The sequence below is a fragment of the Nonomuraea sp. NPDC059007 genome, from assembly GCF_042740555.1.
Taxonomy (GTDB): Bacteria; Actinomycetota; Actinomycetes; order Streptosporangiales; family Streptosporangiaceae; genus Nonomuraea.
In genome coordinates, this window is the sequence record NZ_JBHYJD010000018.1 from 141,571 (window position 1) to 167,756 (window position 26,186).

Sequence of the window (26,186 nt, forward strand, 5' to 3'; positions counted from 1 at the left end):
CTCGCAGGTCCGCCGGGGCACCTCCTGTGCCACCCGGTCGCCAGCTATGACAGGGCAGCCCCCGGACTTGTGACAGCACCGGCGAATTCTTCGCGGAACTACTGGGAGACGCTGGTGGCGGTGCGGCGCGGCCCGGCGTACCGCCAGAGGAAGTTGAGCAGCACGCTGGCGCGGTTGCGCCCGCCCAGCAGGTACGCCAGGTGCACGAAGATCCACACCAGCCAGGCGGGGAGCCCGTGCACGGTCAGCCCGTTGGGCAGTTGCAGCACGGCCTCGGCCTTGCCCACGGTGGCCATGATCCCCGGGTCGTCGTAGGAGAACGGCCGGGCCGGCTCGCCCCGCATGGCCGCGGCGATCTGCCTGCCGACGTGTTCGCCCATCTGGATCGCCGGCTGGGCGAGCTGCGGCTGCGGGGCGGGCGGTCCGGAAAGGTCGCCGGCCACGAAGATCTCCGGGTGCTCCGGCACGTTCAGCGCCTCGGTGAGCGCGACCCGGCCGCCCTCGCTCTGCGGCAGGCCCCAGTCGGCGACCTGGGTGGGCGCGGTCACGCCGAGCGCCCACACGGTCAGGTCGCTCGGCAGCCGCGTGCCGTCGTTCAGCACCACCGCGTCCGGCTCGACGGCCGCCACCGTGCACCCCAGCCGCAGCTTCACCCCCCGCTTGCGCAGCGCCGCCGCGGCCGCGTTCCGCAGCCGTGACTTGTACGGCGCCAGCACGTGGTCGAACCGCTCCACCAGCGTCACGCTGGTCTGGCCCGGCTTGATCTCGGGATGGGTCAGCGGCAGGGTACGGCGGCGCAACTCGGCCAGCGTGCCCGCCATCTCCACCCCGGTCGCGCCCGCTCCCACCACCACGACGTGCGTGCTCTTGCGGCGGCCGAGCGCCGTGTCCTCCAGGAGGCGCCCGAGCCGGTCGCGCAGCGCGGCCGCGTCGCGCAGCGAGTAGATGGGCAGCGCGTTGTCCTGTGCCCCGTCGATGCCGAGCCAGTTGGTGGTCACGCCCGTGGCCAGCACGAGATAGTCGTAGTCCAGGCCGCTGCCGTCCTCGAACTCCACCCGCCGCTCGTCCGGCAGCACCTTGGTCAGGGCGGCCTGACGGGTCCGGACATTTGGCCATTTGGCGGCGAAGGTGCGGATCGGATAGGTCACGTCAGAGGCGCCCAGCCCGGCCGTGGCGACCTGGTAGAGAAGGGGCTGGAAGGTCGCGTACGGGTTGCGCTCGACCAGCGTCACCAGCGCCCCCGTCTTGGCCAGCGCCTTCGTGGCGCCCAGCCCCGCGAACCCGGCCCCCACGACCACGACCCTCGGTCTCTGCGGCATCATCCGGTCCTTTCCCCGGCGGCTGTGAGCGCCGGCCCGATGTCATTGTCGGTGGCGGCCGCCCCTCTTGGACAGGCTCATGAGGCCAGGATCCGCGCCTTCTCCGCGGCGAACTCCGCCTCGGTGAGCAGCCCGTCGGCCTTCATCTGGCCCAGCTCCCGCAGGAGCCGCATCCGCTCGGCCGGGTCCGTGGCGGGAGCCTGGGCCTGGGCCTGTGCCTGTGCCTGGGCCTGTGCCTGGGCCGCGGAGGCCGCCTCCTGCTCCTCCATGCGCCTGGCCTGCCTGCGCTGGATGCCGCCGCTCACCGCGGTCGCCGTACCGGTGATCACCGCGGTACGCGCCATGGCGCCGATGAGACCGGGCCTGCCCACTCGACGTCGGAGCATCATCGCTCATCCTCCAGAGCCGCGAGGGCGTCCAGGACGACCTGGCGGGGAATGCGCTCCAGCGTCGAAACCTCGCTGCTGGAGGCCCGGAGGGCGGCGCCGAGCTGGGCCGCCCACGTGTTCTCCCAGACGACGACCAGCGCGGCCGTACCGGGGTCGAGGGCGTCGCCCAGCAGGCGCAGGTCCTCGTCGTTGAGGAGGTCGAGCTCCTCGTCGGCGAGCCCCGCGTAGTCTTCCGCGACATCCGTGTCGGCGACCTCGGCCGACGACACGGTTCCGTCGGCCGCCTTGCGGACGAAGCTGAGGTCGACGACCCGGACGGTGCCCTTGTCCTGGATCTCCCGGATCGCGGACACCACCCCCGGATCGAATTGCTCCCCGCCGAACGTGATGACGGCGACATCCACCGGTCCCACCGACTCGGCCTTCATGACCGTGGTCATCAGCCCTCCTCTGCCGACGAATTCTGCGATCGACTCCTCCCCGTATGGGTCTTTTGCGGAACCCGTGCGCGAGGCAAGCGTTCCCCATGGAGCACGTTCACCGCTTGGGCGGCTCGCGGTAGGTGACCGGCTTCTTCCCCTTCCCCGGGTACGCCATGATCAGCAGGCGCTGGCCCTCCTGGCCGTCCTTGTCCTTGAACCAGTCGTAGTGCACGCGGATCCGGTAGTGGCCGGCGCGGCCGTTGAGTGACAGGTCGGGGAACTCGGTGCCGCTCAGATCGTCCCTGAGCACGATGTCGCCGGTGGGGCTCTCGTAGCCGACCTCGGCGACGTGGTCCCAGCCCTTGGTCTCCACCGGCGGACGGCGGGTGTAGGTCTCCACGGTCACGCAGATGTCGAAGTCGGAGTGGGTCAGCACCATCAGGCGGCCGGGGAGGGAGGCCACCAGGCCGTCGTCCTGAGCCTTGTCCAGCAGGCCGTCCTCGGCCGGGTCCTGGTCGGTCCCTGTCGGCTCGTAGGTCTCGACGACCCCGTAGTCGGTCAGCTGGGGTTCCTTCACGCGGGTCACGTGGGCGGCTTTGATGAGCGGTCGATGGCGCGGGGTGGCGTCGCACATGCGCCGCGCCGCGGCCTGCCATTCCTGGAACTCCCGGTCCTGCTCGGCCGCCACCGCCTTGACCACGGTGTTCGCGCTGGGGCAGATCTCCGCGAGCGGGTGGGCGAGGTCATCGCGCTGCAGCCCGTCCGTGGCCTTGAGGCGGGCGACCTCTTCGGGATCGTTGCGGGTGTAGATGTCGCACAACCGGCGGGCGTAGGCGAGGACCCCGGCGTCGGACGCGGTGGCGCCGACCTTGATCACGTTTCCCTGCCGGAGGGAGCACACGAAGCGCTGGTCGGGGGTGAGTTCCGGCTCGTCCGGCAGCCTCGTGCCCGGGTACGGGTTGCAGACCTTGGCCGTGGTGACCGGGCCGCGCGCCTGGTCGGCGGCGGGCACGAAGCCGAGCGCGACGACCGCGGCGAGCCCGGCGAGCAGGACGTGGTGGCGGGCGCGCGGGGCGGGCGCGATCGGGTAGAGCAACCGCAGGAGCAGCGCGGAGCCGAGCAGGGCGGCGCTGTAGAACAACGGTGAGATGCCGAAGAAGATCTCTCCGTCCAGTGCCTGGGCGAAGATCCACTCCGGGTAGATCTGCCGGCCTTCGTAGCGGAACTCCGCCGACCCCGTCCGGGCGGTGAGCGCGCTGACGAGACCCACGGCCGCGGCGACGGCCAGCGTCACCGACACCACCTGTACGGCACGGCGGGTACGGCGCAGCACCGCGGCCAGGATCAGCAGAGCGGGGCCGCCGGCACCGACGAAGACGTCGAGGCCGAACCAGGTCTGGGCATGCCAGCTCTCCTCCCGGACGAACTGCTCGATCGTGCCTCGGGGGCCGATCCAGAAGTACCTGCCCTGCGCGAGGTTGACGGCGGCGGGGATCAGCGGAAGCACGATCGCCACGGCGGGCAGTGGCCACCGCCTGGCCGCCGACCGCTCCGGTGCCGGAACGGCTGCCTCCGGCAGGGGGCCGGCCAGCTCGTGGGCGGTCCTGGCCTCCCACACCAGCCCGAGGACGCCGACGGCGGAGAGGAGCGAATAGGACACCATCGTGAAGGGGAATTCGGATCCGAGGGAGACGACGGACATGGATCCGGTGGGCTGGAGAACCGACACCACTTGAGCGGCGATCCCGATCCGGACGGTCGCCGTGCTCCAGCGGGGGTCCCTGCTCTGGGCGATCAGGATCGACACCGCCCAGGCGAGCCAGATGTAGCCGGACAAACCGTCGAGGGTGAAGTACTGCGCGACCACGTCCAGGCCGAGGACCTCCGTGATGTGCTGCCCGATGCCGAGCACACCGACGAGGGCCCCGGCGACCAGCGAGAACAGTCGCAGCCCGCGGGGGGCGGTGTCACGGAGCACCAGGAAGAACAGCCACGCGACGGCTATGTGCACCAGGCTGGAGAAGATCCCCGTCACCGACCAGACCCAGTAGATCTCCCGCGTGATGATCAGCGGGACGCTGGCAGTGTCGAGCAGGCCGGTGCCGACGCTGAGGTAAAGGGCCAGCCGCAGCAGGCCGACCTTCCTGCCCCGGTCCGTCAGCTCGCCGCGGGCCCGTCCGCGCAGCACCTGCCACAGGGCCCACGCCTGGAGCGCCCCGACGAGGACCAGGGCGAGCGTCAGTCCCCACGGGATGCCGGGGGCGAAGAGACGATCGGTGAACATGTCGCGGGTGACGACTTTCCACAGGAGACCGTTGTGCGGGGTGGCCGGCATAAGGGCGCACAGCGCCGCGATCACGGCGAGATAGCCGAGCGCGATCAGGGCCGCGATCGTGCCGAAGCGGTAGCGACGCATGGCCATCCTTGGGGGGCGAACCAGTAAAGCGCCCCAACCTATCCAGCCACCACCAAGCGATCAAGGCGTCAGCCGACGCCCACGGTCTGCCGCTCGGGCTCGATGACGCCGACGACGCGTTCCTCGTCCCGGGGGTAGGGCTGACCGAGGTACTTCATCGAGATCTGGTCGATGATCTCCCAGGCCGCGTCGCCGTCGAGCCATTCGACGACCCGGCCGCGGACGATGACGGGCTCGAACGGGTTGTCGAGGGGCGCCATGGACAGCGCCACCCGCGGGTCGCGGTGGAGGTTGCGGGCCTTGCGCGAGCTCGGGCCCGTGAGGAAGACGATCCGGTCGCCGTAGGTGGCGACCCAGAGCGGGACGGTGTGGGGCGAGCCGTCCGGCAGGACGGTGGCCAGGTGGGCGACGGAGGTGCTGTCGAAGGCGCGGCGGACGCCGGGGTTGAGCTCGCTCATCGTGACGACTCCTTCTTGAGTTCCTTGAAGAGACCCTAACAGTTTAAGTTCCTTTAGGGAACTCAAATCGGTAGACTGATGTCATGCAACGCACCAACTTCGGGGATATGGCCTGCTCCATCGCGCGTACGCTCGACGTGATCGGAGAGCCGTGGTCGCCGCTGATCCTGCGTGACGTGTGGGCGGGCTTCACCCGGTTCGAGCAGCTCCAGGCTGATCTCGGCATCTCGCGCAAGGTGCTGACCGAGCGGCTCAACCACCTGGTCGCCCACGGCGTCCTCGAACGCCGCCCCTACGACCAGCGGCCACGCCACGAGTACCACCTGACGGCCAAGGGGACCGAGCTGGTCGACGTGCTCATGGTGATGGCCGGGTGGGGAGACCGGTGGCTGGCGGGCGAGGCCGGGCCGCCGGTGCTCTACCGGCACCACGCCTGCGGCGAGATCAGCCAGGCCGACCTGCGCTGCGCCCACTGCGGCGAGCCGATGCACGCCGGCGACGTCGACCTGCTCCCCGGGCCGGGCGCGGCGCGATGAGTCTCGCCCGCCGGCGGGGTCTCACTGTCGAGACGATCGGAAGGAGCGGGTCGGATGGACCTGTACAGCGTCGTGTGCGTGAGCGACCTGGAAGCGTCGCGCAAGTGGTTCGAGGCGTTCTTCGGGCGGCCGGCGGACGAGATCATCGGCGAGGAGCTCCTGTGGCAGGTCGGTGAGAACGCCTGGGTCGTCCTCGACGACCGGCAGGTACGCGCGGCGCGAGTGGGCGGCACCATGATCACGTTTGGGGTGACCGACCTGGACGACATCCTGGCCCGGCTGGCCGCCCACGGGATCGAGCACGATCCCGTGGAGACCTACGGCAACGGGGTCCGCCACGTGGACGTCCTCGACCCCGACGGCAACAGCCTGTCCCTCGCGCAGGCCCCCGCCGGGTGACGAACTATTCGCGCCCGCCGATCGCCTCGGCCGGGTGCTCCCTGAGCGCCAGCCGGGCCGGGATCGCCGTGGCGGCCAGGGCCAGCGCCGCCACCGCGGCGATCACGCCCAGGTAGCCGAGCGGCGGCACCGACGGCATCGGCGAGCCGGTCATGCCCAGGCCGGCGGCGGCCAGCGTGATCGCCGAGATCAGCGTGCCCAGCACCACCGAGACCAGCACGGCTCCGGCCGTCTCCTGGCGCAGCATGCCGAGCACCTGCCGCCGCGTGGTCCCGACCAGGCGCAGGAGCGCCATCTCACGGGAGCGGGCCGAGGTGGACATGGCCAGCGTGTTCACCACCGCGATGGCGCAGAAGGCGATGATCAGGCCCATGGCCACGTAGTTGACGGCCGCGCCGCCGGAGGAGGAGTTCCCGGCGGGGGACAGGAGCGGGCCCGCCCCGGCCAGCGCGGCCCGGTCGCCGCCCGCGACCAGCAGGGTGCCGCGCGGGTCGTCCACGTGCTTGGCGACCAGCGCGTGCGGCAGCGTCAGCTCGCCGAAGCCCATGCCGCGCGTGTAAACGGCGGCGACGGTCAGCTCGGCCGGGGTGCCGTCGCCGAGCGTGAGCGCGAGCCGGTCGCCGACCGCGACGCCGAACCAGCCGGCCGCCTTGGTGCTGAGCGCCACCGACCTCTCACCGAAGGCGGCCATCGAGCCGGCGACCACGCCGAGGTCCATGGTCTGGTCGAGCCCTCGCGGGGTGACGGCCTGCGCGCCGTACCGCTCAAGGTCGACTCTGACGGAGGTGCGCAGCACCTCGGTGACGGCGCGCACGCCGGGCACCTCGCGGGCGGCGGTGGCGGAGGCGCCGGGGCCGAGCACGGTCTCGGCCTTGACCCCCGCGACGGCCTGTTCCTGGGCGGCGGCGCCCAGGGTGGTCTGCACGAACAGGATGGTGCAGGTCATGGCGGTCATCAGGGTGAGCGGCGTGATCACCGAGGACATGCGCTTGGTGCCGGCCCGCAGGTTGCGCGCGGCCAGGTAGCCGCCCGCGCCGGGGCCGCGCAGGGGCAGCGCGGTGACGGCGCGGGCGATGAGCGGGGAGAGCAGGGAGACGGCCAGCGTCCAGGCGAGCGCGGTGAGCATGGTGACGGGGCTGGCCGCGGCCTCGGTGTCCAGGGTGGTCAGCAGGATCGTCAGCACGACGCTGCCCGCCAGCACGGCCAGCCCGGCGATCAGACGTCCGACCGGCAGTCCCGGCTTCTCCATCGCCGCCTCGCCCAGCGCCTCGACCGGTCGGATCTTGGCGGTACGGCGGGCCGAGACGCGCGCCGCCGCCCACGCCGCCGCGACGGTGGCCAGCAAGGCCGCGGCCATCGGGAACGGGCTGAGGACCAGGTGCAGGTTGTCCGGCATCGCGCCCAAGGCCACGAACCGCCCGCGCAGCCAGAACCCGAGCAGGATTCCGGCCCCCGCCCCGAGCACCCCGGCCAGGGCGCTGACGGCGAGCGCCTCGCCGCCGAGCATCCGGCGGATCTGCCGGGGAGTGGCCGCGACGGCCCGCAGCAAAGCCAGTTCGCGTTGGCGCTGCTGGATGGAGAGCGCGAACGTGCCGACCACGACCAGGATCGCCACCAGCAGCGAGGTACCGCCCATCGCGCCGCCCATGCTGATCAGCTTGATGCGGGCGTTGTCGCCGTCGCGGAACTCCACCGCGCCGCGCTCGTCGCCGGTGTAGGCGATCGCGCCCTTGACCACGACCGGGACCTGCGGGAACACGCCGATCGCGCTGACCAGGCCGGGGCGTCCGGCCAGCCGGCGGGCCTCGGCGGTGCTGAAGAAGACGGTTCGCCCGCTGGGCAGCGCCTGGTGGGTCACGCCGACGACGCGGTAGGTCCTGCCCGCGGTGGTGAAGTTCTCGCCGCGGAAGCTCGCGTCCACGACGACCTCGCCCGCCTTCTCCGGCGCGCGACCGCTCTTCAGCGTGAACGGCGTCAGCGCCGCCGACTCCCAGCCATGGCCCAGCGCGTCCCCGGCGGGGAAGGTGACCTCGGTTACGACCTTCTCCACGCCGGGCGCGGCGGCGAGGTCGGCGGCCAGCTCCTCGGGGATCCAGCGCAGCTCCGCCAGCGCCTTGGCCTTGACCTTGGTCTCGCCATCGCCCTTTTCGACCACGCGGCGTTCGAACTGGTCACCGGCCACGATGACCGGCGCACCCGCGTACCGCTCCGGGGCCAGCGCGCCGCGCAGGCCCGTCTCCAGCAGCATGCCGCACGCCGTCACCAGGGCGGCGGCGCAGAACAGGGCGACGAACGCGCCCGCGAACCCGGCCTTGCGGTGCCGGAGGGTCTTCCACGCCAGCGAGATCATCGCTTCCACGCTCCCAGCCTGGTCATGCGCTCGGCCACCTTCTCGGCGGTGGGCGCGGTCATCGAGTCGGCGATCCGGCCGTCGGCCAGGAACAGGACGGTGTCGGCGTAGGAGGCGGCGACCGGGTCGTGGGTGACCATCACCACGGTCTGGCCCAGGGCCGAGACCACCTCGCGCAGCAGGACCAGCACGTCACGGGCGGTCATCGTGTCCAGGGCGCCGGTCGGCTCGTCGCCGAAGACCACCTCGGGCCGTACCACCAGGGCGCGGGCGATGGCCACCCGCTGCTGCTGGCCGCCGGACAACTGGGCCGGCAGGTGACCGGTACGCCCTTCCAGCCCCACCCGGCGCACGATCTCGGCCAGCCACGCGGCGTCGGCCTTCTCACCGGACAGGCGCAGCGGCAACGTGATGTTCTCCAGCACGGTCAGCGAGGAGACCAGGTTGAACGCCTGGAAGACGAAGCCCACCCGGCCCCGGCGCAACTCGGTCAGGGCGGTCTCGCTCATGCCGGCCAGTTCCGTGCCGCCGAGCCGTACCGAACCCGAGGACGGAACGTCCAGGCCCGCCGCGCAGTGGAGGAACGTGCTCTTACCGGACCCCGAGGGGCCCATCACCGCGGTGAAGCTGCCGCGCGGGATGCCTGCCGACACCTCGCGCAGGGCCGCCACCGCGTTCTGGCCTTTCCCGTACACCTTGCTCACCGCGTCCAACCGCACCACGTCTGTCATGAGTCCAAGCCTGCTGGCGGGCGTTGCCGCAGGACAGAGACGTGCTCACCGGGTCACCATGACCTCGTCATAAAGCGGACACTGGTAGACATGATCCCGTGATTCGCGTACTTCTGGCCGAGGACCAGCACGTCATCAGGGGCGCCCTGGTCGCGTTGCTCGGGCTCGAGGCCGATCTGGAGATCGTCGAAGCGGTCGAGTCGGGGGAGGCCGCCGTCGCCGCCGCGCTCGTTCACCGGCCCGACGTGGCCGTGCTCGACATCGACATGCCCGGCGCCATCGACGGCCTGGACGCCGCCGCCACGATCCGCGACAAGCTCCCCTCCTGCCGCACCCTCATGCTCACCGGGTACGGCAAGCCCGGCCACCTGCGCCGCGCCCTGGCCTCCCAGGTCGACGGGTTCCTGCTGAAGACGGCGCCCCCGGAAGAGCTGACCGCCGCCATCCGCACCGTGGCGGGCGGCGGGCGCGTCCTGGACCCCTCGCTGGCCGTGACCGCCTGGGACCTGGCCGACAACCCGCTCACCCAGCGCGAGGTCGACGTGCTGCGCCTGGTCGCCGGTGGGGCCGAGGCCACCGAGGTGGCGCAACGGCTACACCTGACCGCGGGCACCGTCCGCAACTACCTGACGGCGATCGTGGCCAAGCTCAACGCCCGCAACCGCACCGACGCCGTCCGCATCGCGGGCGAGTCCGGCTGGATCTGACGGCAGCGCCGCCTCCAGGGTGAACCAGCCGTCCTCCCGCGTGGTGGACAGTGTGCCGCCGAGGGCGGCCAGGCGGGTGGTGAGGTTGCCGATCCCGGCCGAGCCCTTGCGGATCGGGCCGTCCTTGACGCCGTCGTTGCGGACGCGCAGCCGTACCTGGTGGGCGTCGGCGGTGGTGGTGACGGTGCAGTGGCGGGCGGTGCTGTGCCGGAGCACGTTCGTGACCGCCTCTCTGAGGACGGTGCTCAGCACGGTCTCGGCGGCGGCAGGCAGCGGCGGGTGGGACAGCTCGACGGTGGCCTCGATTCCGGCGGCGGTCAGCACCGCGCGGGCGTTGCCGGCCTCGGCGGGCAGCAGCAGGTCGCGGTGGTCGCCGGAGACCGAGCGCAGGTCGGCCTGGGCGCGCTCGGCCATCTCGGCGATGTCGCGCAGCTCGCTCTCCGGGTTGCCGAGGCGGCGGGCCAGCTCGCACTTGATGAGGATGGCGGCCAGGCTGTGGCCGAGCAGGTCGTGCAGGTCGCGGGCGGCGCGCAGCCGTTCCTCGACGACGGCCGCGCGGGCCAGGGCGTCGCGGGAGTCGCGCGACTCCTTGAGTATCTGGGCGAGCTTGATCAGGCCGTACAGGACCATGGCGGTCACCAGCGTGCTCAGCGTGTAGTTGACCAGCGCCGGGACCGGCAGGCCCATCAGGTGACTCGCCACCGCCGCGCTGGCCGCGACGAGCCCGGCCAGCGGCACCGCCACCCGCCAGGAGAACGAGAGCAGCACCGGCCCGGCCAGGAACCCCAGGACGCCCAGCCAGCTCCGGCCCAGCAACGGCATCGGAAGGTAGGCCAGCGCGGTCAGCACCGCCAGCCGTCCCATGTGGCGCCCCTTCACCGAGGTCAGCTGCAGCACCACGATCGCGGCCAGGAGCGCGGCGGCCGGGGCGAGCAGGTGGGCGGGGGTCTGCATCAGCCCCTTCGCCACGAAGCCGAGCACGACGGCGGCGACCAGCACCATCGACATCCGGTACGAGTCGTTGCCGGCCCGCGGCCCGCCCAGGTCGGGCAGGGTCGCCTCCACGCTCAACCGTCCCTCGTCGGTCAGCCGGGTGACCAGCCTGCCGCCCGCCTTCTCGACGCGGGCGGGCAGGTCGTCCAGGAACGCGTCGTCGGCGGTGCGGGCGCCGTCGCTGGTCACGCGCAGGAAGACCCGGCCGGTCTCGATCACGCAGAGGCTCGCCGTGGCCTGACGCAGTACGTCGGTGACCGCCTCACGCAGCACCGCCGCCAGCAGCGCGCCCGCCGGACCCAGCGGCTCCTCGTGACCGACGCGCACCTCCACGGCGATCCCGGCCGAGGACAGCATCGCCCTGGCCGTGGTGATCTCCGGCGCCAGGGACATCGCCCGGTACCCGGCCGCCGCCGCCCGCGCCTCGGCCAGCGAGGCCCGTGCCGTCTCCGCCTGCGGATCGCCCGCGCGGGCGCCGTCCGCGATCGCCGCCAGCGCCCGGCCCAGGCCCTGGTTCAGCTCGGCGGCGATGCGCAGCCGTTCCTCGGCCGCCGCGGACATCGCCAGCGCCAGCCGGGTCGCGGTGATCTCCTCGACCTGCCTGATCAGCGTCGTGAGCCCGTAGATGACCAGGGAGATCAGCATCGCGCTGATCGCCCCGTCGGCGTTGCCCAATACCGCCGCGCTGCCCACGACCAGCACCGTGAGCGGGCGCAGCCTGGTCAGCAGCAGCGCGCCGCCGGCGAAGCCGAGGATGCCGACCGAGGTGCCGAACCCCAGCACCGCCGCGTACGAGCCCAGCACGACCACGGCCAGGATCCACCCGTGCCGCCACCGCACGAACGCCAGCTGCGCCACACAGACCACCACGGCCGGCCAGGAGCCCGCCGCCACGTAGATGCTCGCGAAGCTCGCCAGTGCCGCGATGACCAGAATCCATGCCCGTTTCGCCACCCGGGCAGCTTAGGAGAAACTTCGCGTAACCCCCGCAATCGGGCAGTGCTCCACCACCGCGGGCGGCCGCTCCGCCACCTGACCTACGGCCGCAGCCACTCGGTGACCAGGGCGGCGACGGCCGCGGGCCGCTCGGTCACCATGCCGTGACCGGCCTTCAGCTCCTTGACCTGGATGTGTCCCGGCAGGCCGCCGAGGTCGCGGCGCACGCCACGGCGGAACGCCGCCATCAGCTCCCCGCCGTCCGTCCCGGGCGGGTCCTGGGCCGGGATGACGACCAGGGCGGGGCAGGTCACCTCGCACAGCAGAGGGATGGTGTCGCGGAACTCCGGGGCGCCGCCGGGTCCATGCCGGGGTGGTTGCCGGGATCGTTCTCCGCCGACCGCAGCCCGTCGAGGTTGACGATCCCCGGGCACTCGGGATGGCGCCTGGCCCACAGGACGGCGAGCATCCCGCCCAGCGAGTGGCCGACGACGGCCGGGTTGCCGAGGCCGAGGTGCTTCACCACGGCTTCGAGGGTGCCGCCGAGGCCGTGCAGCAGGAGAACGGGCCGGCCGTTCCCGCCGTGGTCGCGAAAGGCGAGGGGGATGGCGTGGTCATTGATGGTGACGTCGTGCGGCATGGCGCTCCTGGGGTTGGCCGAGGCGTTCGCGGATCGACTTCGTGGTGACCCCGCCGTCGGGGTGGCGGTCGAGCTTGGCGCGTTTGACGAGGTCGTGGACTCCCTGCCGGGTGATGCCGAGCATGGCTCCGGCGGTCGCGAACGGCACCGCCTCCTTGCCCGGATGGCCCACGCGCCTGGCCACGACCCTGCCGAAGGCGGTGGCCCACCACGCGTCGGCCGGGTCGAACGGGCCGTCGGAGGGGAAGACGGCGGCGATCAGCCGCGCCGCCGTACGGACGGCCAGGCCGTCGTCCGGGCCCATCAGCTGGGCGGCCCAGACCTCGGCCTCGATCTTCAGCCGTGCTCTGATCGGGTCCACCTGGCCGGCGGAGCCGAACAGGATCTCCAAGGGGTCGGTGATGCGCCGTTCGATCAGCCCGATCAGCTCACCGGCCAGTTCCACATGCTCGCGCGTACTCACTTGACGAAAGATAGCAAGTACTTGCTCTTGTATGTCAAGTAGAGGTGAGGTCGGCACGTTCGTACAAGTGCTTCCCACGCCCTGGCGGCATTCTGGACCGTACGAAGTTCCGTGTCTTGGCATCGAGGAAAGGGTCGCGATGCTCAATCTGTCGATCATTCTGGAAGACAGTGCCCGCCACGTTCCGGACCGCACCGCCCTGGTCTTCGGGGACCTGCGCCTGCCGTACTCGATGGTGGACTCTGTCGCGAACCAGGTGGCCAACCTCCTGGTCGCTCGGGGGATCGGCAAGGGTGACAAGGTCGCGCTGCTCTGCCCGAACGTGCCCTACTTCCCCTTCGTCTACTTCGGCATCCTCAAGGCCGGGGCGACCGTGGTGCCGCTCAACCTGCTGCTGCGGCCGCGGGAGATCGCCTACCACCTGACCGACAGCGACGCCAAGGCACTGTTCTGCTTCGACGGCACGCCCGAACTGCCCATGGGCGCGCGCGGGCGGGAGGCCTTCGACGCCACCGACGGGTGCGAGCAGTTCATCGTGCTGCCCACGACGCCCCTGGCCACCGAGTCGGAGCACGGCGAGTCGTTCTGGGCGGCGCTGGACGGCATGTCCGCGGAGTTCGAGACGGTCCAGACCGAGCCCGGTGACACCGCGGCCATCCTCTACACCTCCGGCACCACCGGCCAGGCCAAGGGCGCCGTGCTCACCCACGCCAACCTGCTGATCAACACCATGGTCAGCGACGGGATGTTCCCCGCCGACCCCGACGGCGACGTCTCGCTGGCCGTGCTGCCTCTCTTCCACTCCTTCGGCCAGGTCTCGGTCATGAACGTCTGCCTGCGCAGGCGCGGCACCCTGGTGCTGCTGCCGCGCTTCGACCCCGGTGCGGTGCTGGAGCTCATGTGCCGGGAGAAGGTGACCATGTTCGCCGGGGTGCCGACCATGTACTGGGCGATGCTCTCGAAGATCCACAGCGATGGGGACGAGGTGCCCAAGACGCTGAGGGTGGCGGTGTCCGGGGCCGCCTCCCTGCCGATCGAGGTGCTCAAGGACTTCGAGTCCACCTTCGGCATCCCCATCCTGGAGGGCTACGGCCTGTCGGAGACCTCCCCGGCGGCCAGCTTCAACCAGCTCAGCCGCCCCACCAAGCCCGGCACCATCGGCTTCCCCATCTGGGGTGTGGAGATGCGGCTGGTGGACGACGAGTGGAACCCCATCGAGGGCGAGGGCCCCGGCGAGGTCGCCGTCCGCGGGCACAACATCATGAAGGGCTACTACGGCAGGCCCGAGGAGACCGCGGAGGTCATGCGGGACGGCTGGTTCCGCACCGGCGACATCGCCACCCGCGACGAGGAGGGCTACTACTCCATCATCGACCGCACCAAGGACATGATCATCCGGGGCGGGTTCAACGTCTACCCGCGCGAGGTGGAGGAGGTGCTGATGACGCACCCGGCGGTCTCGCTGGTGGCGGTGGTCGGCGTGCCCCACGACTCGCACGGCGAGGAGGTCAAGGCGTACGTCATCCTGGCGCCCGGCGCGACCGCGAGCGGGGACGAGCTCATCGGCTGGGCCAAGGAGAACATGGCGGCCTACAAGTACCCGCGGATCATCGAGTTCCGCGAGACCCTGCCGATCTCGGCCACCGGCAAGATCCTCAAGCGCGAGCTGCGCTGACGAGCTGGTGAGCGTCTACGGGGACCGTTCACCAGCTTCAAGGCAGCCAGTCGATCGCGGCGGCCAGCTCTGAGGGCGTGGTGCCGAAGGTGTCGCGGAAGACGCGGGTGAAGTGCGAGCCGTCGGTGAAGCCGGCGCTGTGCGCGGCCGCCGTCAGCGTCTGTCCGCCGGCCACCAGGCCGATGGCCTGTTGCATGCGCAGCCACCGCACGTACGGTCGCAGCGGGATCCCCACGTGCGCGCCGAACAGGTGCGCCAACCGGCTCGGCGACATGTGGACCGCGTCCGCCACCGTACGCAGCCGCACCGGTCCGCGCCGCAGCAGCGTGGGGATCACCGCGATCGCCGCCTCCACCGCCGGGTGGAGGCGGGCGCCCTCGGCCGCACTGTGGCCGGTCCACCCCTCCACCGTCCGCAGCGCGGCCGCCGCCTCGGCCGAGCGAGCATGACCGGCCGCCGGCTCGGCGAACATGAGCGGCCGCATGCCCTCGGCCGGGGCCGGCGGATCTTTCAGGGTCGGCGCCCAGCCCGACGCCGTCAGCCCCGCGTCGAAGCGCGCCAGCAGGGAACGGCCGGGGGAGCTGCGGGGATCCATGAGGACGAGCAGGGCTTCGTGCGCCCCCTTGCGCACCGTGTGCCGGACGTCGGGCGGGACGATCGCGATCTGCGTGGTCAGCTCTCCGCCGTGGGCGTCGCCCATGGTGAAGGGCTGCGCGGAGACGATGAGTTGGACCGCGTGGTGCGCGTGCAGGTCGTTCCTGCCGACGGTTCCGCCGAACAGCAGAAGGCCCGGCCGGAGTAAGCACCAGCCCCGCCAAGGATGTGACATCACACCGTCCTCCGCGGCCCAGCGTATCTGCTCGTGTTTTGTGCGGCTTCAAGAGCTTAAGAGACAGTTCTTTTTTGGGACAACCAGTGAGAGTGGGGCGCCGTTAGGGCCACTTCGTGACCCGCTGTCGTCTTGATAAAGATCAAGAGCGTTCGGGGACAACCAGTGAGGGTGGGGCGCCGTTAGGGCCACTTCGTGACCCTGTGCGGGTGCGTCTTCCGGGGATGAAGCTTTTCTGCCTGGCGCGGTAAGTACAGGTGACCGTCCACACCAGGAAAGGCCGACATGCATGACACTCGCCCGCGAAGACGTCCACGTTGATGACGCGTCCCTGATCGAGAGGTCGCTGGCCGAGCCGGAGGTCTTCGCCGCTCTGTTCGACAGGTACGCACCGTTACTGCATCGCTATGTGACCAGGCGGCTGGGGCCCGCCGAGGCGGAGGATGTCGTGGCCGACACCTTTCTGGCCGCCTTCCAGCGTCGGGGCGCATATGACCGGGGCCGCCCCGACGCCCGCCCCTGGCTGTACGGCATCGCCTCCAACGTGATCGGCAAGCGGCGGCGTACCGAGACCAGCCTCTACCGCGCCTACCTCCGCACCGGCGTGCACCCGGCGCAGACCGCGAACACGCAGGTCGAGGACGGCGTCAACACGCTGGCCGTCAACCTGCCGCTGGCGCGGGCGCTGCTGAAGCTCAAACAGGTCGACCGCGACGTGCTGCTGCTGGTCGCCTGGGCCGAGCTGAGCTACCAGGAGATCGCCGACGCGCTCGCCATCCCGCTGGGCACCGTCGGTTCCCGGCTCAACCGGGCCCGCGCCCAGATCCGCCAAGCGTTGCAGCCAGGACAAGGAGAATGACCATGAACGAGCTCAAGAGCATGTGGGCGACGGTCCAGCCCGGTACCGAAGAGGATCTCGCCGGAGCCAGGAGGCGGCTGCTGAACGGCATGCGTCCCAGACGCCGCTTCACCGCCCCCAGGCTGCTGGTCGCGGCGGGGGCCGCGGCAGCGGTCGTGGCCACCCCGCTGATCGTCGCGACCGGCACCCCGGCCTACGCGGTGACCACGAACCCGGACGGCACGATCACGGTGGCCGTCAACGAACTGCGCGACCCCGAAGCGCTTGAGGCCGACCTCCGCGCGGCCGGTGTCAATGCCGACGTGACGTTCCTGCCCACGGACACGTGGTGCGCGGAGACGCCCCGGTTCGACAGCGTGGACGCGGCGTACAACGGGAACGAGGTCTTGACGCGTGGCAAGGAGAAGGAGTGGCGCTCGTTCCAGGCCACCCGGGTGCTCTCGCTGCACGAGATCAAGATCTCCCCCGAACACATCCGGCCAGGTGAGACGGTCGTCCTGGAGTACTCGGAGATGCCTGCCGGTCCCGCTCCCTGGCGGCTGGGCACCTGGCTGGCCAAGGCGGGCAGCACCGTGAAGTCCTGCACGCCTATTCCCCGCCCGACCTCCTAGCCCAAGAACTGCCCACCCGGATGGAAAAGCATAGTTTCCGCTAATTTCTGCCAGGGAAACGCGTCCACGAAGTATGGAGTTAACCAGACTTTCGGGTAGTAACCGGGCGCTGGGCTTAACTGGTGGAATGAGCGAAGAGCCCAGCGTGGGGCCGGTGCCAGAGGGGCCGCCGCAGTCCCGTCCCTACCACCACCCGGCCGCGGGCTGGGGAGCGGCCAAGGCCGTGACCGAGTTCGTGGTGCGCGAGCGCGAGTTCGTCGACGGCCCCCGTTCCGTGCTGCGCATGAACCACGAGAACGGCGGCTTCGACTGCCCGGGATGCGCGTGGCCGGACACGCAGGGCCTGCATCTGGACATCTGCGAGAACGGGATCAAGCACGTCACGTGGGAGATGACCGGCAAGCGGGTCGGCCGGGAGTTCTTCGCCGCCCACACGGTGAGCGAGCTGTCGCGGTGGAGCGACTTCGCGCTGGAGGACCAGGGGCGGCTGACCGAGCCGATGTCCTACGACGCCGCGTCCGACCGCTACGTCCCCATCGGCTGGGAGGAGGCGTTCGAGCTGTTCGGCCGGACGGTACACGAGCTGGACGACCCGAACCAGGCCGCGTACTACACCTCGGGACGGCTGGGCAACGAGGCCACCTTCCTCTACCAGCTCATGGCCCGCGAACTGGGCACGAACAACCTGCCCGACTGCTCCAACATGTGTCACGAGGCCAGCGGCCGGGCCCTGCACGCCTCGCTCGGCACCGGCAAGGGCACCGCCGACCTCAAGGACTGGGACAGCGCGGACGCGCTGTTCATCATGGGGGTCAACGCGGCCTCCAACGCCCCCAGGATGCTCACCAGCCTCGCGGAGGCCTACCGCCGCGGCGCCAAGATCGTGCACATCAACCCGATGATCGAGGCGGGCGCCACCCGGACCATCATCCCGCACGAGTTCACGCAGATGGCGTTGTTCCGCGCGACCCGCACCAGCACCCTGAACCTCCAGGTACGCAGCGGCGGCGACATGGCGCTCATGCGCGGCATCGCCAAGGCGACGCTGGAGCGGGCGCAGAGCGATCCCGGGGCCGTGGACCAGGAGTTCATCGACCGGCACACGACGGGGTTCGCGGAGTACGAGGCCCTGTGCGCGGCCACGCCATGGGAGGAGATCGAACGGCAGAGCGGCCTCACCCGCGACGACATCCTGAGGGCCGCGCGCGTGTATCGCGGCGCCGACCGCAGCATCATCAGCTGGTGCCTGGGCGTCACCCAGCACGAGCACGGCGTCGACACCATCAGGGAGATCGTCAACGTGCTCCTGCTCCGCGGCAATCTGGGCCGGGAGGGCGCGGGGCCGTCGCCGGTGCGCGGGCACAGCAACGTCCAGGGCAACCGGACGTGCGGCATCGACCACCGGCCGCCCAAGGAGTTCCTGGACCGGCTGGCGCGGGTGTGCGGCATCGACCCGCCGCGCGCCGACGGCCTGGACGTGGTGACCACCATCGAGGCGATGCACCGCGGCGAGGTGAAGGTGTTCGTCGGCATGGGCGGCAACTTCGCCATGGCCGCGCCCGACACCCCCTACACCCACGCCGGGCTGCGCTCGTGCGAGCTGACCGTCCACGTGAGCACCAAGCTGAACCGCAGCCACCTCGTCCACGGCCGCCGGGCGCTCATCCTGCCGTGCCTGGGCCGCACCGAGAAGGACGTGCAGCGCAGCGGCGTGCAGCAGACCTCGGTCGAGGACTCGATGAGCATGGTGCATCTGTCGGTGGGGATGAAACGCCCCGCCTCGCACCACCTGCTGTCGGAACCGGCCATCATCGCGGGCCTGGCCCGCGCCGCCCTCCCGCACAGCGACACCCCCTGGGACTGGTACGTCGAGGACTACGACCGCATCCGCGACACCATGGCCCAGGTCCTGGACGGATTCGAGGACTTCAACCGCCGGGTCCGCCTGCCCATGGGTTTCCGCATCAAGCAGCCGGCCCGCGAGCTGATCTTCCTCACGCCTTCGGGCCAGGCCGAGTTCTCCACCGCCCGGCTGCCCGACGTCGTCCCCGCGCCCGGCACGCTGATCCTGGGCACCATGCGCTCCCACGACCAGTGGAACACGACGATCTACTCCGACAACGACCGCTACCGCGGCATCAAGAACCTGCGCACCCTCGTCTTCATGAACGCCGACGACATGCGCGAGCGCGGCATCGGCCAGTTCGATCCCGTCGACATCACCAGCACCGCCAGGGACGGCACCACCCGCTCCCTGCACGGCTACCTCGCCGTCCGGCACAACCTGCCCAAAGGCTGCTGCGCCGGATACATGCCCGAGATGAACGTCCTGTGCTCCATCACCGACCACAGCACGCAGAGCGACCAGCCGTTGATGAAACACCTCCGGGTCACCATCGGCCCGGCCGCCTGACCTCACGGCAGGAGGCGGACGATCTCCTCGATCACCAGCTCGGGCTCGTCCTGCGGGACCATGTGCCCGGACTTCCCCGCCACGACGTGCCTGCCGTAAGGGAGGGCCGCGACGAGCCGCTGATGGCTGGCGATCAGGTCCGGCCGCACGCGCCGTTCGATCGCGCTCGGGGCCAGCGCGCCGCTGATGGCCGTCACGGGCACCGGCGGGAGCGGGCGAGTGGAGTCGCGCAGGCGGGCGAGCCCTTCCGCGAGCGCCTCGTACTCCGCCCGGGTGGCCCGCAACTCCGACGTGCGCGTCATCTCGGCCACCGCCTCTGCCCGCATGTCCGCCGGGAACAGGCGCAGGATGCGGCGTACCTCCGAGGTGATGGTCTTGACGCCGAGCCGGGACAGCACGATCAGCGCCGACTGCAGGGCGAGGGCGGCGGCCCTGGTGCGCCGCGCGTAGTAGATGTCCAGGTCCTCGGCCGCCTGGTCGATCAGCACGAGCGCGGCCACCCGCTCGGGGTGCGCGGCCGCGTAGCCGCGGATGATCGGCCCGCCCAGGCTGTGACCGGCCAGAATGTACGGCCCCGCCCCCAGGTGATCCAGCAGGTGCCCGAGGTCGGCCACCATGCGCTCCAGGTCGCGCCGGGCCGGATCGCGGTCGCTGCGCCCGAGCCCGGCCCGGTCGTAGGCCACCACCGTCGTGTGCTTGGCCAGGGCGGGCAGCACCAGCCCCCACTCGGTACGGGTCGCCCCGAGCCCGGACTCGAACACCACGACCGGCCCGCCGGAGCCCTGGGTCACGTGGTGCAGCCGCCGCCCGTCCGGCAGCGTCGCGTACCTGGAGTCGCCGAAGACGTCAGACACTGAGATTCTCCTTCACCGGAACAAGATCATGCTGGATCGTGCGCGCGGCCGAGGCGATGATCAGGCCCGCCACCAGCGCCGGAATCGCCATCCCCAGGGCGCCGCCGGACCCGATCAGCCAGGCGCCGGCCAGCCCGCCCACCGCGAGGCTGATGCCGAAGAAGCTGGCGGTGTAGCCGCGCTGCGCGGGCGCGGTCACCGAGACCATGATCAACGTGATCATCGGCAGGATCAGCGGCGTCAGCATCAGCCCGACGAAGAACGCGATCAGGCACAACACCACGTTCGGGGCGTTGATTCCCAGCGCGAACGCCCCGCCGCAGCAGGCCAGGAGCACGGCGATCACGTAAGGGACGCGGCGCGGGTCCGACCTGAAGATCCCGTCGAGGCGCCGCCCGAGCGTCACCAGCACCACGATCGTCGCGGCCGAGCAGACCGCGGTGAAGATCCCGCGCGCCTCGGTCTCCAGCCCCCAGCGTTCCTTGAGATGGACCGACAGGAACGTCGCCGCGGGCACCAGCAGCATGCCGAACGCGACGAAGCACGCGAAGACCCGCCGCAACGTCCTGGACCGCAGCAGCCCGCCGCCGCCCGCCGGGGCCTCGAACCGGCCGATGCCCGGGTCGCGCAGCCGCAGCGCGAACAGGCAGCCCAGCATCGACACCAGGCCGAGCACCACGAACACGGTCCGCCAGTCCAGGTCCAGCCATCCGGCCAGCGCCGAGACCGTGAGCGGGCTCAGGATCGCCCCGGCGGGGGTGGCGGCGCCGTACAGGGCGAGCACCCGGCCACGGACGGCTGGTTCGTACAGGTCGGCCAGGAGGGGGGAGTGCAGCGCGAGCTGGCTGCCGTTGGCCAGGCCGCTCAGCACGAGCAGCACGCCGACCATCCAGACGCTGTTCGCGTACGCCATCGCGATCGTCGACAGGCTCCAGACGAAGCCGGTGACGATGGAGATCACCGCGCGCCGCGGCCGGCCGCCGACCAGCGCGGCCATCAGGAACGGCGCGGTTCCGACGGCCAGCAGCTGGATCGCCAGCAACGTGGCGAGCGCGCCGGCCGAGACGCCGAGCGAGCTGGTCATGTCCGGCGCGAGCACGCTGAGCGCCTGGTTGACGAAGGCGTCGGTGATCGCCAGCATGCCGACGGCCAGGACGGGATAGAGCCTCATGAGGGGTCGAACACGATCGGCTTGACCTCGCCGCGGCCGTACAACTCGGCCTGGCCGGGCATCGACACGCTCCACGACCGCATGCCGTACGGGCCGAAAGCCACGATCCGCAGACAGGGACCGCCCGCATAGGCCCGCCCGCCGGCGAAGTAGGTGGCGCGCAGCGGCACCTCAAGCTCCAGCAGCGCACCCCCGCGACCGGGCACCCCGGGCGCGAGCTCGTGCGCCGCACCATACGTTTCATCCGGTACGGCCGGCGCCACCTTCTCCAGCGCGTCGAGCGGATCTTCACCCGCCGAGCGCCAGGCCAGCCAGACCATCGCGTCCACCGAGCCGGGACCGGCGTGCCCGTCGAAGCCGAGCAGCCTGCGCAGCAGCAGGCGATGCCCGCCGGGCCACCCGGCGACGCGCGCGGGGTCGGCCGCCGCGGCATCGGCGAGCTTGGCCTGCCACAGCGGAGTGTCCATCCAGCGGTCCTCCATCGCCCACGCGGTCACCTCCTCGACGTCGGTGGCGTAGGCCCTGCTCAGCAGCTCGACGCTGCGCCGTCCTCTGCTGGTGTCGCGGCCCGCCTCGTCGTTGAAGGCGTCGCGGTGCCAGTGCTGCGGAGACAGCGCCGGGTCGGGTGCCACCGTGTCGGGCGCGGTATTGCAGTTCTGGAGATATCCGGACACGGGGTTGGCCAGCTGCACCAGCTCGGCGGCCGGGCGGATGCCCTGCCAGGCGGTCGCCGAGGTGTTGCCGTCCAGCACGCCCCTCTCCTCGAAGCCGCGCACGGGCACCCGGCCGGTGCGCAGGTAGAAGCAGTCGCCCGCGGAGTCGGCCGCCAGCAGGTTCTGCGGCGGGAAGTCGCAGGCGTCCAGCGCCGCGCGCAGCTCGCCGGTGTCACGGGCCCGCAGCATCGCCATGAACTGCCGCTCCGTCTGCCCGGCCCGTCCCATGTACGGCGTGCACACCACGTAGACGGCGGCGTCGTCCCTGGCCACGACCGGGGCGATCACGCCGTTGTGCAGCACGTGGGCATGACCCTCGTACTCCAGGACCTTCCTGGTCTCGCCGTCGTAGCGGTAGACGTCGCCGTCCACCTCGATGCGGTAGGCGTCGGACACGCGCGGCCCGCCGGTCGTCAGGCCCCAGGCCACGTCGCCGTTGTGGGCGAGCGGCGGCAGCATCGCGCCCAGGAAGCCGAACCCGGTGTAGTGCAGGTCGCCGCCCTTGACGACGGCCTCGTACATCTCGAAGGCGCCGCCGAAGGGCAGGTGCGGGTCGCTGACCAGGATCGTCTCCCCGCCGGCTGTCCGCCACGGCCTGAGCACCCAGGCGTTGGAGCCGGGCGGGACCAGGGCGAGGTCCAGCTCGGAGGCCGGGGCAGCCGGGGTGATGCCCGCCGCGCGCAGCGCCGTGACGGCGTCGACGATGATCCAGTACAACATCACCGTGCGGTTGACGCCGATCGGCAGCGCGGGCTCCAGCGGCGGCGCCCACGCGGGCACCTCGGCCGGGTGCTCGTCCATCCACGCCGCGATCCCGGCGACGAACGCCACATAGCACTCGCGCAGGCCGGCCGGGAGGCTGTCGAACCCGCGCCTGGCCTCTTCGAGCACCTGCCAGCGGCGCTGGTTGGCATCGCGCTCCGGCTCACCGAGCTCGCCGCGGACCAGCCGGTACTGGCGCAGCACGCCCGGCAGGTCGTCCTGGGCCTGGGCGTAGCCGAGGCCGAAGTAGGCGGCGGGCTCGCTGGTGGCGTCGAGTAGCGGCGTGCCGTACGGGTCGCGGTGGATGCGCACCGAGCCCCACGAATTGTCCATGGGGTCAACAGTGCGTGAAGAGATGGCGCCGAACCTTGTCCGATCGGCCAAGAACCTGCCCGCACCCTTGGCCGATGGGTTCAGCGGCGGGCGTGGCGGATCGTCAGGCGTCCGAGTCCCATGGCGCCCGAGATACGGATCGTCGGTCCGGCCGTGCCGTGCCGCCCGGCCTTGTAGCGGGGGTCCTTCCAACCGGCGGTCAGGCCGTCGAGGTCCACGGTCGCGTCGCGGGGGACCGTGATCACGGCCGCGCCGGTGCCGAGCCGCAGCTCGATGTCGATCACGGGATGGTCGATGACCGCGCGCGACAGGTCCAGGCGCACCCGCGCCAGCGCGGACTCCACCTTGAGCGTTCTGGGCACCCGCCAGGCGCCGCGCCGCAGGATGAGCCCGCCGGCGGCGGTGATCGTGCCCGCCGGCTCCTCGCCCTCCGGCAGCACGGCCGCGAGCTCGCCGGGGGTCTCGGCGGTGAGCGCCCGGTGCAGGCGTTCGTTCATCTCCTGGTGGGTGAGGTGCCCTTGGGCGTACGCCTCCTGCACGCGGCGCACCGCCGTATCGCGGTCCGCTTCTTCGACCATCACGCGTTCTTTGATCATCACGCGTCACCGCCCCCAGCGTGAGTACGCGCGCAGCGACAGCGGGACGAACACCACCAGCAGCGCCGCCGACCAGAGCAGGACCGTGGCCACTGGATGCGCCAGCGGCCAGGCCACGTCGCCGGACGGGGCGCCCGGGTTGCCGAACAGTTGCCTGGAGGCGGCGGTGAGGGCGCTGACCGGGTTCCAGTCGGCCAGGAAGCGCAGCCAGGCGGGCATGCCGCCGGTCGGGACGAACGCGTTGGACAACATCGTGAACGGCAGGAACAGCGGCACCATCGCGTCGGCGATCCGCTCGTTCTTCACCGCCAGGCCCACGTAGACGCCCGCCCAGCTCAGCGCGTACCGCAGCACGATCATCAGCAGGAACGCCTGGGCCGTGGGGATCAGGCCGTTGTGCGGCTGCCAGCCCACCAGCAGGCCGGCGCCCACCATGATGGCCAGCATCAGCAGGCCGATCAGCAGGTCGGCGCCGGTCTGCCCGAACGGCACCGCCAGGCGCGCCATCGGCATGGAGCGGAAGCGGTCCATCACGCCGCGGGAGGCGTCGCCGGCCATGCGCGTCATGACCCCCATCACCGCGGAGAAGGTCACCATCGCGAACAGGCCGGGCATGAGGTATTCGCGGTAGTCACCGCCGTTCGGCACCTGGATCGCGCTGCCGAAGACGTACCCGAACAGCACCACCATGACGGCCGGGAAGATCAGCGCCACGACGAGTTCGCCGGGGTTGTTGCGCAGCCGTCCCAGTTCGCGGCCGATCAGGGTCATGCCGTCGGTGAACGTCCAGCGCAGGCGGCCGAGCGGCGAGGTGAGGGCGGTCATCGGACGGTCTCCTTGCGGTCGGTGAGGCGCAGGAACACCTCGTCGAGGGTGGGGCGGCGCAGGCTCACGTCGGCGGCGGCGACTCCGGCGTGGTCGAGCCCGCGCACGATGTCGGCGAGGCGCGGGCCGGTGGCGGGCAGGGCGACGGTGAGCCGGCCGTCGGCCGTGGTGGGCTCGGTGCCGGCCAGCGTGTTCAGGACGGTCGCCGCCTCAGGCGTCGCGGCGGGGTCTTCGAGGGTGACGTCGAGGCGGTCGCCGATCGTGGCCTTCAGCTCGTCGGGCGTGCCGGTGGCGATCACCTTTCCGTGGTCGACGACGGCGATGTCGTCGGCAAGCTGGTCGGCCTCGTCCAGGTACTGGGTGGTGAGCAGCACCGTCGTGCCGTCCGCCACCAGCTCGCGGATGCTCTCCCAGATCTCGCCGCGGCTGCGCGGGTCGAGGCCGGTGGTCGGCTCGTCCAGGAAGAGCACCTCGGGACGCAGGATAAGGCTGGTGATCAGGTCGAGGCGGCGGCGCATGCCGCCGGAGTAGCCGGTGACCTGCCGGTCGGCGGCGTCCATCAGGCCGAAGCGGTCGAGCAGCTCGTCGGCCCGCCGGTGCGCCTCGGCCCGGGACAGGTGGGAGAGGCGGCCGAACATGCGCAGGTTGCCGCGGCCGGTGAGCTTCTCGTCCACGGCGGCGTACTGGCCCGCGAGCCCGATCTTGGCGCGTACCCTGCCGGCCTCGCGGACGACGTCGTATCCGGCGATGCGGGCGTGGCCGGCGTCGGGGTCGGACAGGGTCGCCAGGATGCGTACCGCGGTTGTCTTCCCGGCGCCGTTGGGGCCGAGCACGCCGCAGACCGTTCCTTTCGGGACGCTCAGGTCCAGCCCCCGCAGCGCATGGGTGTCGCCGAAGGACTTGTGCAGCCCTTCGGCGACCACGATCGGATCAGCCATGACCCCTCCACTGGGTACGTTGTACGCGGTTATGGCGGCCAGAGTAAATTACTGGGTACCATGTACGCAAGTAGGGAAGGGTGGAGCGGTGACCGACGCCGAGTACGTGAACATCTGGATGCTGCCCGAGCGCCCGGCCCGCGGGCCGAAGCCGGGCTACAGCCGCGCGCAGATCACCGACGCGGCCATCCGGGTCGCCGACACCGAGGGGCTGGAGGCCGCCACCATGCGGCGGATCGCCGCCGAGATCGGCGCCGGCGCGATGTCGCTCTACCGGTACGTCCCGAGCCGCGACAACCTGGTCGAGCTCATGGCCGACCGGATGCAGGGCGAGGTCGACGTCACGGGCATGCCTTCGGGCGACTGGCGGGCCGACCTGACCCGCTACGCCGACGGGCTGCGGGCCATGTGGCTGAGGCACCCCTGGATCGGCGCCGTGCAGCGGTCACTTCCCAGCTTCGGCCCCAACCAGTTGCTCCTGATCGAACGGATGATGGGAGTGCTCGACCCCTTCGTCTCCATCGACGAGAACCTCGGCCTCATGGCCATGCTGAACAGCTACATCGAGGGCACGGTCCGCGAGGAGATCAGCTCGGCCAAGGAGGTCCGCCGCAGCGGGCTCAGCGAGTCGGAGTGGATGACGCGGAACTACCCGTACATCGAAGGGCTGGTGAAGAGCGGGGAGTACCCGATCTTCACCAAGATCGTGATGGAGGCGCGGCACCCGCACCTGAGCCGTGACGACCAGTTCAGGGACGGGCTCCAGCGCGTCCTCGACTTCATCGCCACGGCCCTTCCCGCACGAGGCTAGAGGTCCCGGCGCCCGCTGGGCGCCGGGACCCCCTTAC

Annotated in this window: 26 protein-coding genes; 8 read left to right on the forward strand and 18 right to left on the reverse strand. The window is 71.2% G+C overall.

Going from position 1 to position 26,186, the window contains the following annotated elements; genetic code table 11:
- Positions 1-98 precede the first annotated feature (98 nt).
- From ACFWY5_RS28655 to ACFWY5_RS28675, 5 genes are all read right to left on the reverse strand, one after another.
- The gene (locus ACFWY5_RS28655; RefSeq protein WP_379635520.1) at positions 99-1,322 is read right to left on the reverse strand and encodes an NAD(P)/FAD-dependent oxidoreductase; all 1,224 of its coding nucleotides are present in this window, start codon (positions 1,320-1,322) and stop codon (positions 99-101) included.
- A 74-nt stretch (positions 1,323-1,396) separates the two neighbouring features.
- Entirely contained in the window at positions 1,397-1,708 is a 312-nt protein-coding gene (locus ACFWY5_RS28660; protein ID WP_379635522.1) for an SHOCT domain-containing protein, read from the reverse strand.
- Positions 1,705-2,148 (reverse strand): DUF6325 family protein, encoded by a 444-nt coding sequence (locus ACFWY5_RS28665; RefSeq protein WP_379619114.1) that lies wholly within the window; start codon positions 2,146-2,148, stop codon positions 1,705-1,707. Before ACFWY5_RS28665 ends, ACFWY5_RS28660 begins: the two co-directional genes overlap by 4 nt.
- Positions 2,149-2,245: 97 nt before the next feature.
- On the reverse strand, positions 2,246-4,546 hold the full coding sequence (locus tag ACFWY5_RS28670; protein ID WP_379635524.1) for a hypothetical protein: 2,301 nt from the start codon (positions 4,544-4,546) through the stop codon (positions 2,246-2,248).
- Positions 4,547-4,614: 68 nt separating this feature from the next.
- A complete protein-coding gene (locus ACFWY5_RS28675; protein WP_379635526.1) occupies positions 4,615-5,004 on the reverse strand; it encodes a TIGR03618 family F420-dependent PPOX class oxidoreductase in 390 nt (129 codons plus the stop codon).
- An 83-nt stretch (positions 5,005-5,087) separates the two neighbouring features.
- Between ACFWY5_RS28675 and ACFWY5_RS28680 the strand changes: the two genes are divergently transcribed.
- The gene (locus ACFWY5_RS28680) at positions 5,088-5,540 is read left to right on the forward strand and encodes a winged helix-turn-helix transcriptional regulator (protein ID WP_379635528.1); all 453 of its coding nucleotides are present in this window, start codon (positions 5,088-5,090) and stop codon (positions 5,538-5,540) included.
- Positions 5,541-5,594: 54 nt separating this feature from the next.
- Positions 5,595-5,939, forward strand: coding sequence for a VOC family protein (locus tag ACFWY5_RS28685; RefSeq protein WP_379619122.1), 345 nt, complete (start codon positions 5,595-5,597; stop codon positions 5,937-5,939).
- 4 nt (positions 5,940-5,943) lie between these two features.
- Here ACFWY5_RS28685 and ACFWY5_RS28690 read toward each other — a convergent pair whose 3' ends face one another.
- Both ACFWY5_RS28690 and ACFWY5_RS28695 read right to left on the reverse strand, forming a co-directional pair.
- Complete coding sequence (locus ACFWY5_RS28690) at positions 5,944-8,289, reverse strand: FtsX-like permease family protein (RefSeq protein ID WP_379635596.1); 2,346 nt, start codon at positions 8,287-8,289, stop codon at positions 5,944-5,946.
- The gene (locus ACFWY5_RS28695) at positions 8,286-9,020 is read right to left on the reverse strand and encodes an ABC transporter ATP-binding protein (RefSeq protein WP_379635530.1); all 735 of its coding nucleotides are present in this window, start codon (positions 9,018-9,020) and stop codon (positions 8,286-8,288) included. Before ACFWY5_RS28695 ends, ACFWY5_RS28690 begins: the two co-directional genes overlap by 4 nt.
- Before the next feature lie 98 nt (positions 9,021-9,118).
- On the opposite strand from ACFWY5_RS28695, the gene ACFWY5_RS28700 reads away from it, so the two are divergent.
- A complete protein-coding gene (locus ACFWY5_RS28700) occupies positions 9,119-9,727 on the forward strand; it encodes a DNA-binding response regulator (protein WP_379635532.1) in 609 nt (202 codons plus the stop codon).
- Here the strand turns inward: ACFWY5_RS28700 and ACFWY5_RS28705 are convergent.
- The 4 genes from ACFWY5_RS28705 to ACFWY5_RS28720 all read right to left on the reverse strand — a co-directional run bounded on the left by ACFWY5_RS28705 (position 9,614) and on the right by ACFWY5_RS28720 (position 12,759).
- Positions 9,614-11,674 (reverse strand): histidine kinase, encoded by a 2,061-nt coding sequence (locus tag ACFWY5_RS28705; RefSeq protein WP_379635534.1) that lies wholly within the window; start codon positions 11,672-11,674, stop codon positions 9,614-9,616. The genes ACFWY5_RS28700 and ACFWY5_RS28705 overlap by 114 nt on opposite strands.
- 83 nt (positions 11,675-11,757) lie before the next feature.
- A complete protein-coding gene (locus ACFWY5_RS28710; RefSeq protein ID WP_379619130.1) occupies positions 11,758-11,970 on the reverse strand; it encodes a hypothetical protein in 213 nt (70 codons plus the stop codon).
- Positions 11,967-12,296, reverse strand: coding sequence for an alpha/beta fold hydrolase (locus tag ACFWY5_RS28715; RefSeq protein WP_379635536.1), 330 nt, complete (start codon positions 12,294-12,296; stop codon positions 11,967-11,969). Before ACFWY5_RS28715 ends, ACFWY5_RS28710 begins: the two co-directional genes overlap by 4 nt.
- Positions 12,271-12,759: a hypothetical protein gene (locus tag ACFWY5_RS28720; protein ID WP_379619134.1), complete on the reverse strand. Its 489-nt coding sequence runs from the start codon at positions 12,757-12,759 to the stop codon at positions 12,271-12,273. The genes ACFWY5_RS28715 and ACFWY5_RS28720 overlap by 26 nt, the downstream gene beginning before the upstream one ends.
- Positions 12,760-12,898: 139 nt before the next feature.
- Between ACFWY5_RS28720 and ACFWY5_RS28725 the strand changes: the two genes are divergently transcribed.
- Positions 12,899-14,434 carry a long-chain fatty acid--CoA ligase gene (locus ACFWY5_RS28725; protein WP_379635538.1) on the forward strand — a complete coding sequence of 512 codons (1,536 nt, stop codon included), beginning with the start codon at positions 12,899-12,901 and terminating at the stop codon, positions 14,432-14,434.
- 37 nt (positions 14,435-14,471) lie between these two features.
- Here ACFWY5_RS28725 and ACFWY5_RS28730 read toward each other — a convergent pair whose 3' ends face one another.
- A complete protein-coding gene (locus ACFWY5_RS28730; RefSeq protein WP_379635540.1) occupies positions 14,472-15,263 on the reverse strand; it encodes a helix-turn-helix transcriptional regulator in 792 nt (263 codons plus the stop codon).
- Between the two features lie 289 nt (positions 15,264-15,552).
- Between ACFWY5_RS28730 and ACFWY5_RS28735 the strand changes: the two genes are divergently transcribed.
- From ACFWY5_RS28735 to ACFWY5_RS28745, 3 genes are all read left to right on the forward strand, one after another.
- Positions 15,553-16,122: an RNA polymerase sigma factor gene (locus ACFWY5_RS28735; protein ID WP_379619140.1), complete on the forward strand. Its 570-nt coding sequence runs from the start codon at positions 15,553-15,555 to the stop codon at positions 16,120-16,122.
- A 2-nt stretch (positions 16,123-16,124) separates the two neighbouring features.
- Positions 16,125-16,733 (forward strand): hypothetical protein, encoded by a 609-nt coding sequence (locus ACFWY5_RS28740; protein ID WP_379635542.1) that lies wholly within the window; start codon positions 16,125-16,127, stop codon positions 16,731-16,733.
- A 127-nt stretch (positions 16,734-16,860) separates the two neighbouring features.
- Positions 16,861-19,146: an FdhF/YdeP family oxidoreductase gene (locus ACFWY5_RS28745; RefSeq protein WP_379635544.1), complete on the forward strand. Its 2,286-nt coding sequence runs from the start codon at positions 16,861-16,863 to the stop codon at positions 19,144-19,146.
- 2 nt (positions 19,147-19,148) lie between these two features.
- On the opposite strand, the gene ACFWY5_RS28750 is transcribed toward ACFWY5_RS28745, so the two are convergent.
- The 6 genes from ACFWY5_RS28750 to ACFWY5_RS28775 form a co-directional block, all read right to left on the reverse strand.
- On the reverse strand, positions 19,149-20,000 hold the full coding sequence (locus ACFWY5_RS28750) for an alpha/beta fold hydrolase (RefSeq protein WP_379635546.1): 852 nt from the start codon (positions 19,998-20,000) through the stop codon (positions 19,149-19,151).
- Entirely contained in the window at positions 19,993-21,171 is a 1,179-nt protein-coding gene (locus tag ACFWY5_RS28755) for an MFS transporter (RefSeq protein ID WP_379635548.1), read from the reverse strand. The genes ACFWY5_RS28750 and ACFWY5_RS28755 overlap by 8 nt, the downstream gene beginning before the upstream one ends.
- Positions 21,168-22,979, reverse strand: coding sequence for a penicillin acylase family protein (locus ACFWY5_RS28760; RefSeq protein ID WP_379635550.1), 1,812 nt, complete (start codon positions 22,977-22,979; stop codon positions 21,168-21,170). Before ACFWY5_RS28760 ends, ACFWY5_RS28755 begins: the two co-directional genes overlap by 4 nt.
- A gap of 80 nt (positions 22,980-23,059) precedes the next feature.
- Positions 23,060-23,575, reverse strand: a complete 516-nt coding sequence (locus ACFWY5_RS28765; protein WP_379619152.1) for a DUF1707 domain-containing protein — start codon at positions 23,573-23,575, stop codon at positions 23,060-23,062.
- Positions 23,576-23,581: 6 nt separating this feature from the next.
- A complete protein-coding gene (locus ACFWY5_RS28770) occupies positions 23,582-24,400 on the reverse strand; it encodes an ABC transporter permease (RefSeq protein WP_379619154.1) in 819 nt (272 codons plus the stop codon).
- Positions 24,397-25,338: an ATP-binding cassette domain-containing protein gene (locus tag ACFWY5_RS28775; RefSeq protein ID WP_379635552.1), complete on the reverse strand. Its 942-nt coding sequence runs from the start codon at positions 25,336-25,338 to the stop codon at positions 24,397-24,399. Before ACFWY5_RS28775 ends, ACFWY5_RS28770 begins: the two co-directional genes overlap by 4 nt.
- An 88-nt stretch (positions 25,339-25,426) precedes the next feature.
- Here ACFWY5_RS28775 and ACFWY5_RS28780 point away from each other — a divergent pair, with 88 nt between their 5' ends.
- The gene (locus ACFWY5_RS28780) at positions 25,427-26,149 is read left to right on the forward strand and encodes a TetR/AcrR family transcriptional regulator (protein ID WP_379635554.1); all 723 of its coding nucleotides are present in this window, start codon (positions 25,427-25,429) and stop codon (positions 26,147-26,149) included.
- Positions 26,150-26,186 lie beyond the last annotated feature (37 nt).

What these genes read in the sequence shown, in the direction of transcription:
- ACFWY5_RS28670 (WP_379635524.1), bottom strand. Translation starts at nt 4,546, where the DNA reads ATGCGTCGCTACCGCTTCGGCACGATCGCGGCCCTGATCGCGCTCGGC.
- ACFWY5_RS28715 (WP_379635536.1), bottom strand. Translation starts at nt 12,296, where the DNA reads ATGCCGCACGACGTCACCATCAATGACCACGCCATCCCCCTCGCCTTT.
- ACFWY5_RS28775 (WP_379635552.1), bottom strand. Translation starts at nt 25,338, where the DNA reads ATGGCTGATCCGATCGTGGTCGCCGAAGGGCTGCACAAGTCCTTCGGC.
- ACFWY5_RS28695 (WP_379635530.1), bottom strand. Translation starts at nt 9,020, where the DNA reads ATGACAGACGTGGTGCGGTTGGACGCGGTGAGCAAGGTGTACGGGAAA.
- ACFWY5_RS28655 (WP_379635520.1), bottom strand. Translation starts at nt 1,322, where the DNA reads ATGATGCCGCAGAGACCGAGGGTCGTGGTCGTGGGGGCCGGGTTCGCG.
- ACFWY5_RS28685 (WP_379619122.1), top strand. Translation starts at nt 5,595, where the DNA reads ATGGACCTGTACAGCGTCGTGTGCGTGAGCGACCTGGAAGCGTCGCGC.
- ACFWY5_RS28745 (WP_379635544.1), top strand. Translation starts at nt 16,861, where the DNA reads ATGAGCGAAGAGCCCAGCGTGGGGCCGGTGCCAGAGGGGCCGCCGCAG.
- ACFWY5_RS28680 (WP_379635528.1), top strand. Translation starts at nt 5,088, where the DNA reads ATGCAACGCACCAACTTCGGGGATATGGCCTGCTCCATCGCGCGTACG.
- ACFWY5_RS28660 (WP_379635522.1), bottom strand. Translation starts at nt 1,708, where the DNA reads ATGATGCTCCGACGTCGAGTGGGCAGGCCCGGTCTCATCGGCGCCATG.
- ACFWY5_RS28770 (WP_379619154.1), bottom strand. Translation starts at nt 24,400, where the DNA reads ATGACCGCCCTCACCTCGCCGCTCGGCCGCCTGCGCTGGACGTTCACC.
- ACFWY5_RS28725 (WP_379635538.1), top strand. Translation starts at nt 12,899, where the DNA reads ATGCTCAATCTGTCGATCATTCTGGAAGACAGTGCCCGCCACGTTCCG.
- ACFWY5_RS28740 (WP_379635542.1), top strand. Translation starts at nt 16,125, where the DNA reads ATGAACGAGCTCAAGAGCATGTGGGCGACGGTCCAGCCCGGTACCGAA.
- ACFWY5_RS28755 (WP_379635548.1), bottom strand. Translation starts at nt 21,171, where the DNA reads ATGAGGCTCTATCCCGTCCTGGCCGTCGGCATGCTGGCGATCACCGAC.
- ACFWY5_RS28760 (WP_379635550.1), bottom strand. Translation starts at nt 22,979, where the DNA reads ATGGACAATTCGTGGGGCTCGGTGCGCATCCACCGCGACCCGTACGGC.
- ACFWY5_RS28690 (WP_379635596.1), bottom strand. Translation starts at nt 8,289, where the DNA reads ATGATCTCGCTGGCGTGGAAGACCCTCCGGCACCGCAAGGCCGGGTTC.
- ACFWY5_RS28735 (WP_379619140.1), top strand. Translation starts at nt 15,553, where the DNA reads ATGACACTCGCCCGCGAAGACGTCCACGTTGATGACGCGTCCCTGATC.
- ACFWY5_RS28765 (WP_379619152.1), bottom strand. Translation starts at nt 23,575, where the DNA reads ATGATCAAAGAACGCGTGATGGTCGAAGAAGCGGACCGCGATACGGCG.
- ACFWY5_RS28665 (WP_379619114.1), bottom strand. Translation starts at nt 2,148, where the DNA reads ATGACCACGGTCATGAAGGCCGAGTCGGTGGGACCGGTGGATGTCGCC.
- ACFWY5_RS28730 (WP_379635540.1), bottom strand. Translation starts at nt 15,263, where the DNA reads ATGTCACATCCTTGGCGGGGCTGGTGCTTACTCCGGCCGGGCCTTCTG.
- ACFWY5_RS28675 (WP_379635526.1), bottom strand. Translation starts at nt 5,004, where the DNA reads ATGAGCGAGCTCAACCCCGGCGTCCGCCGCGCCTTCGACAGCACCTCC.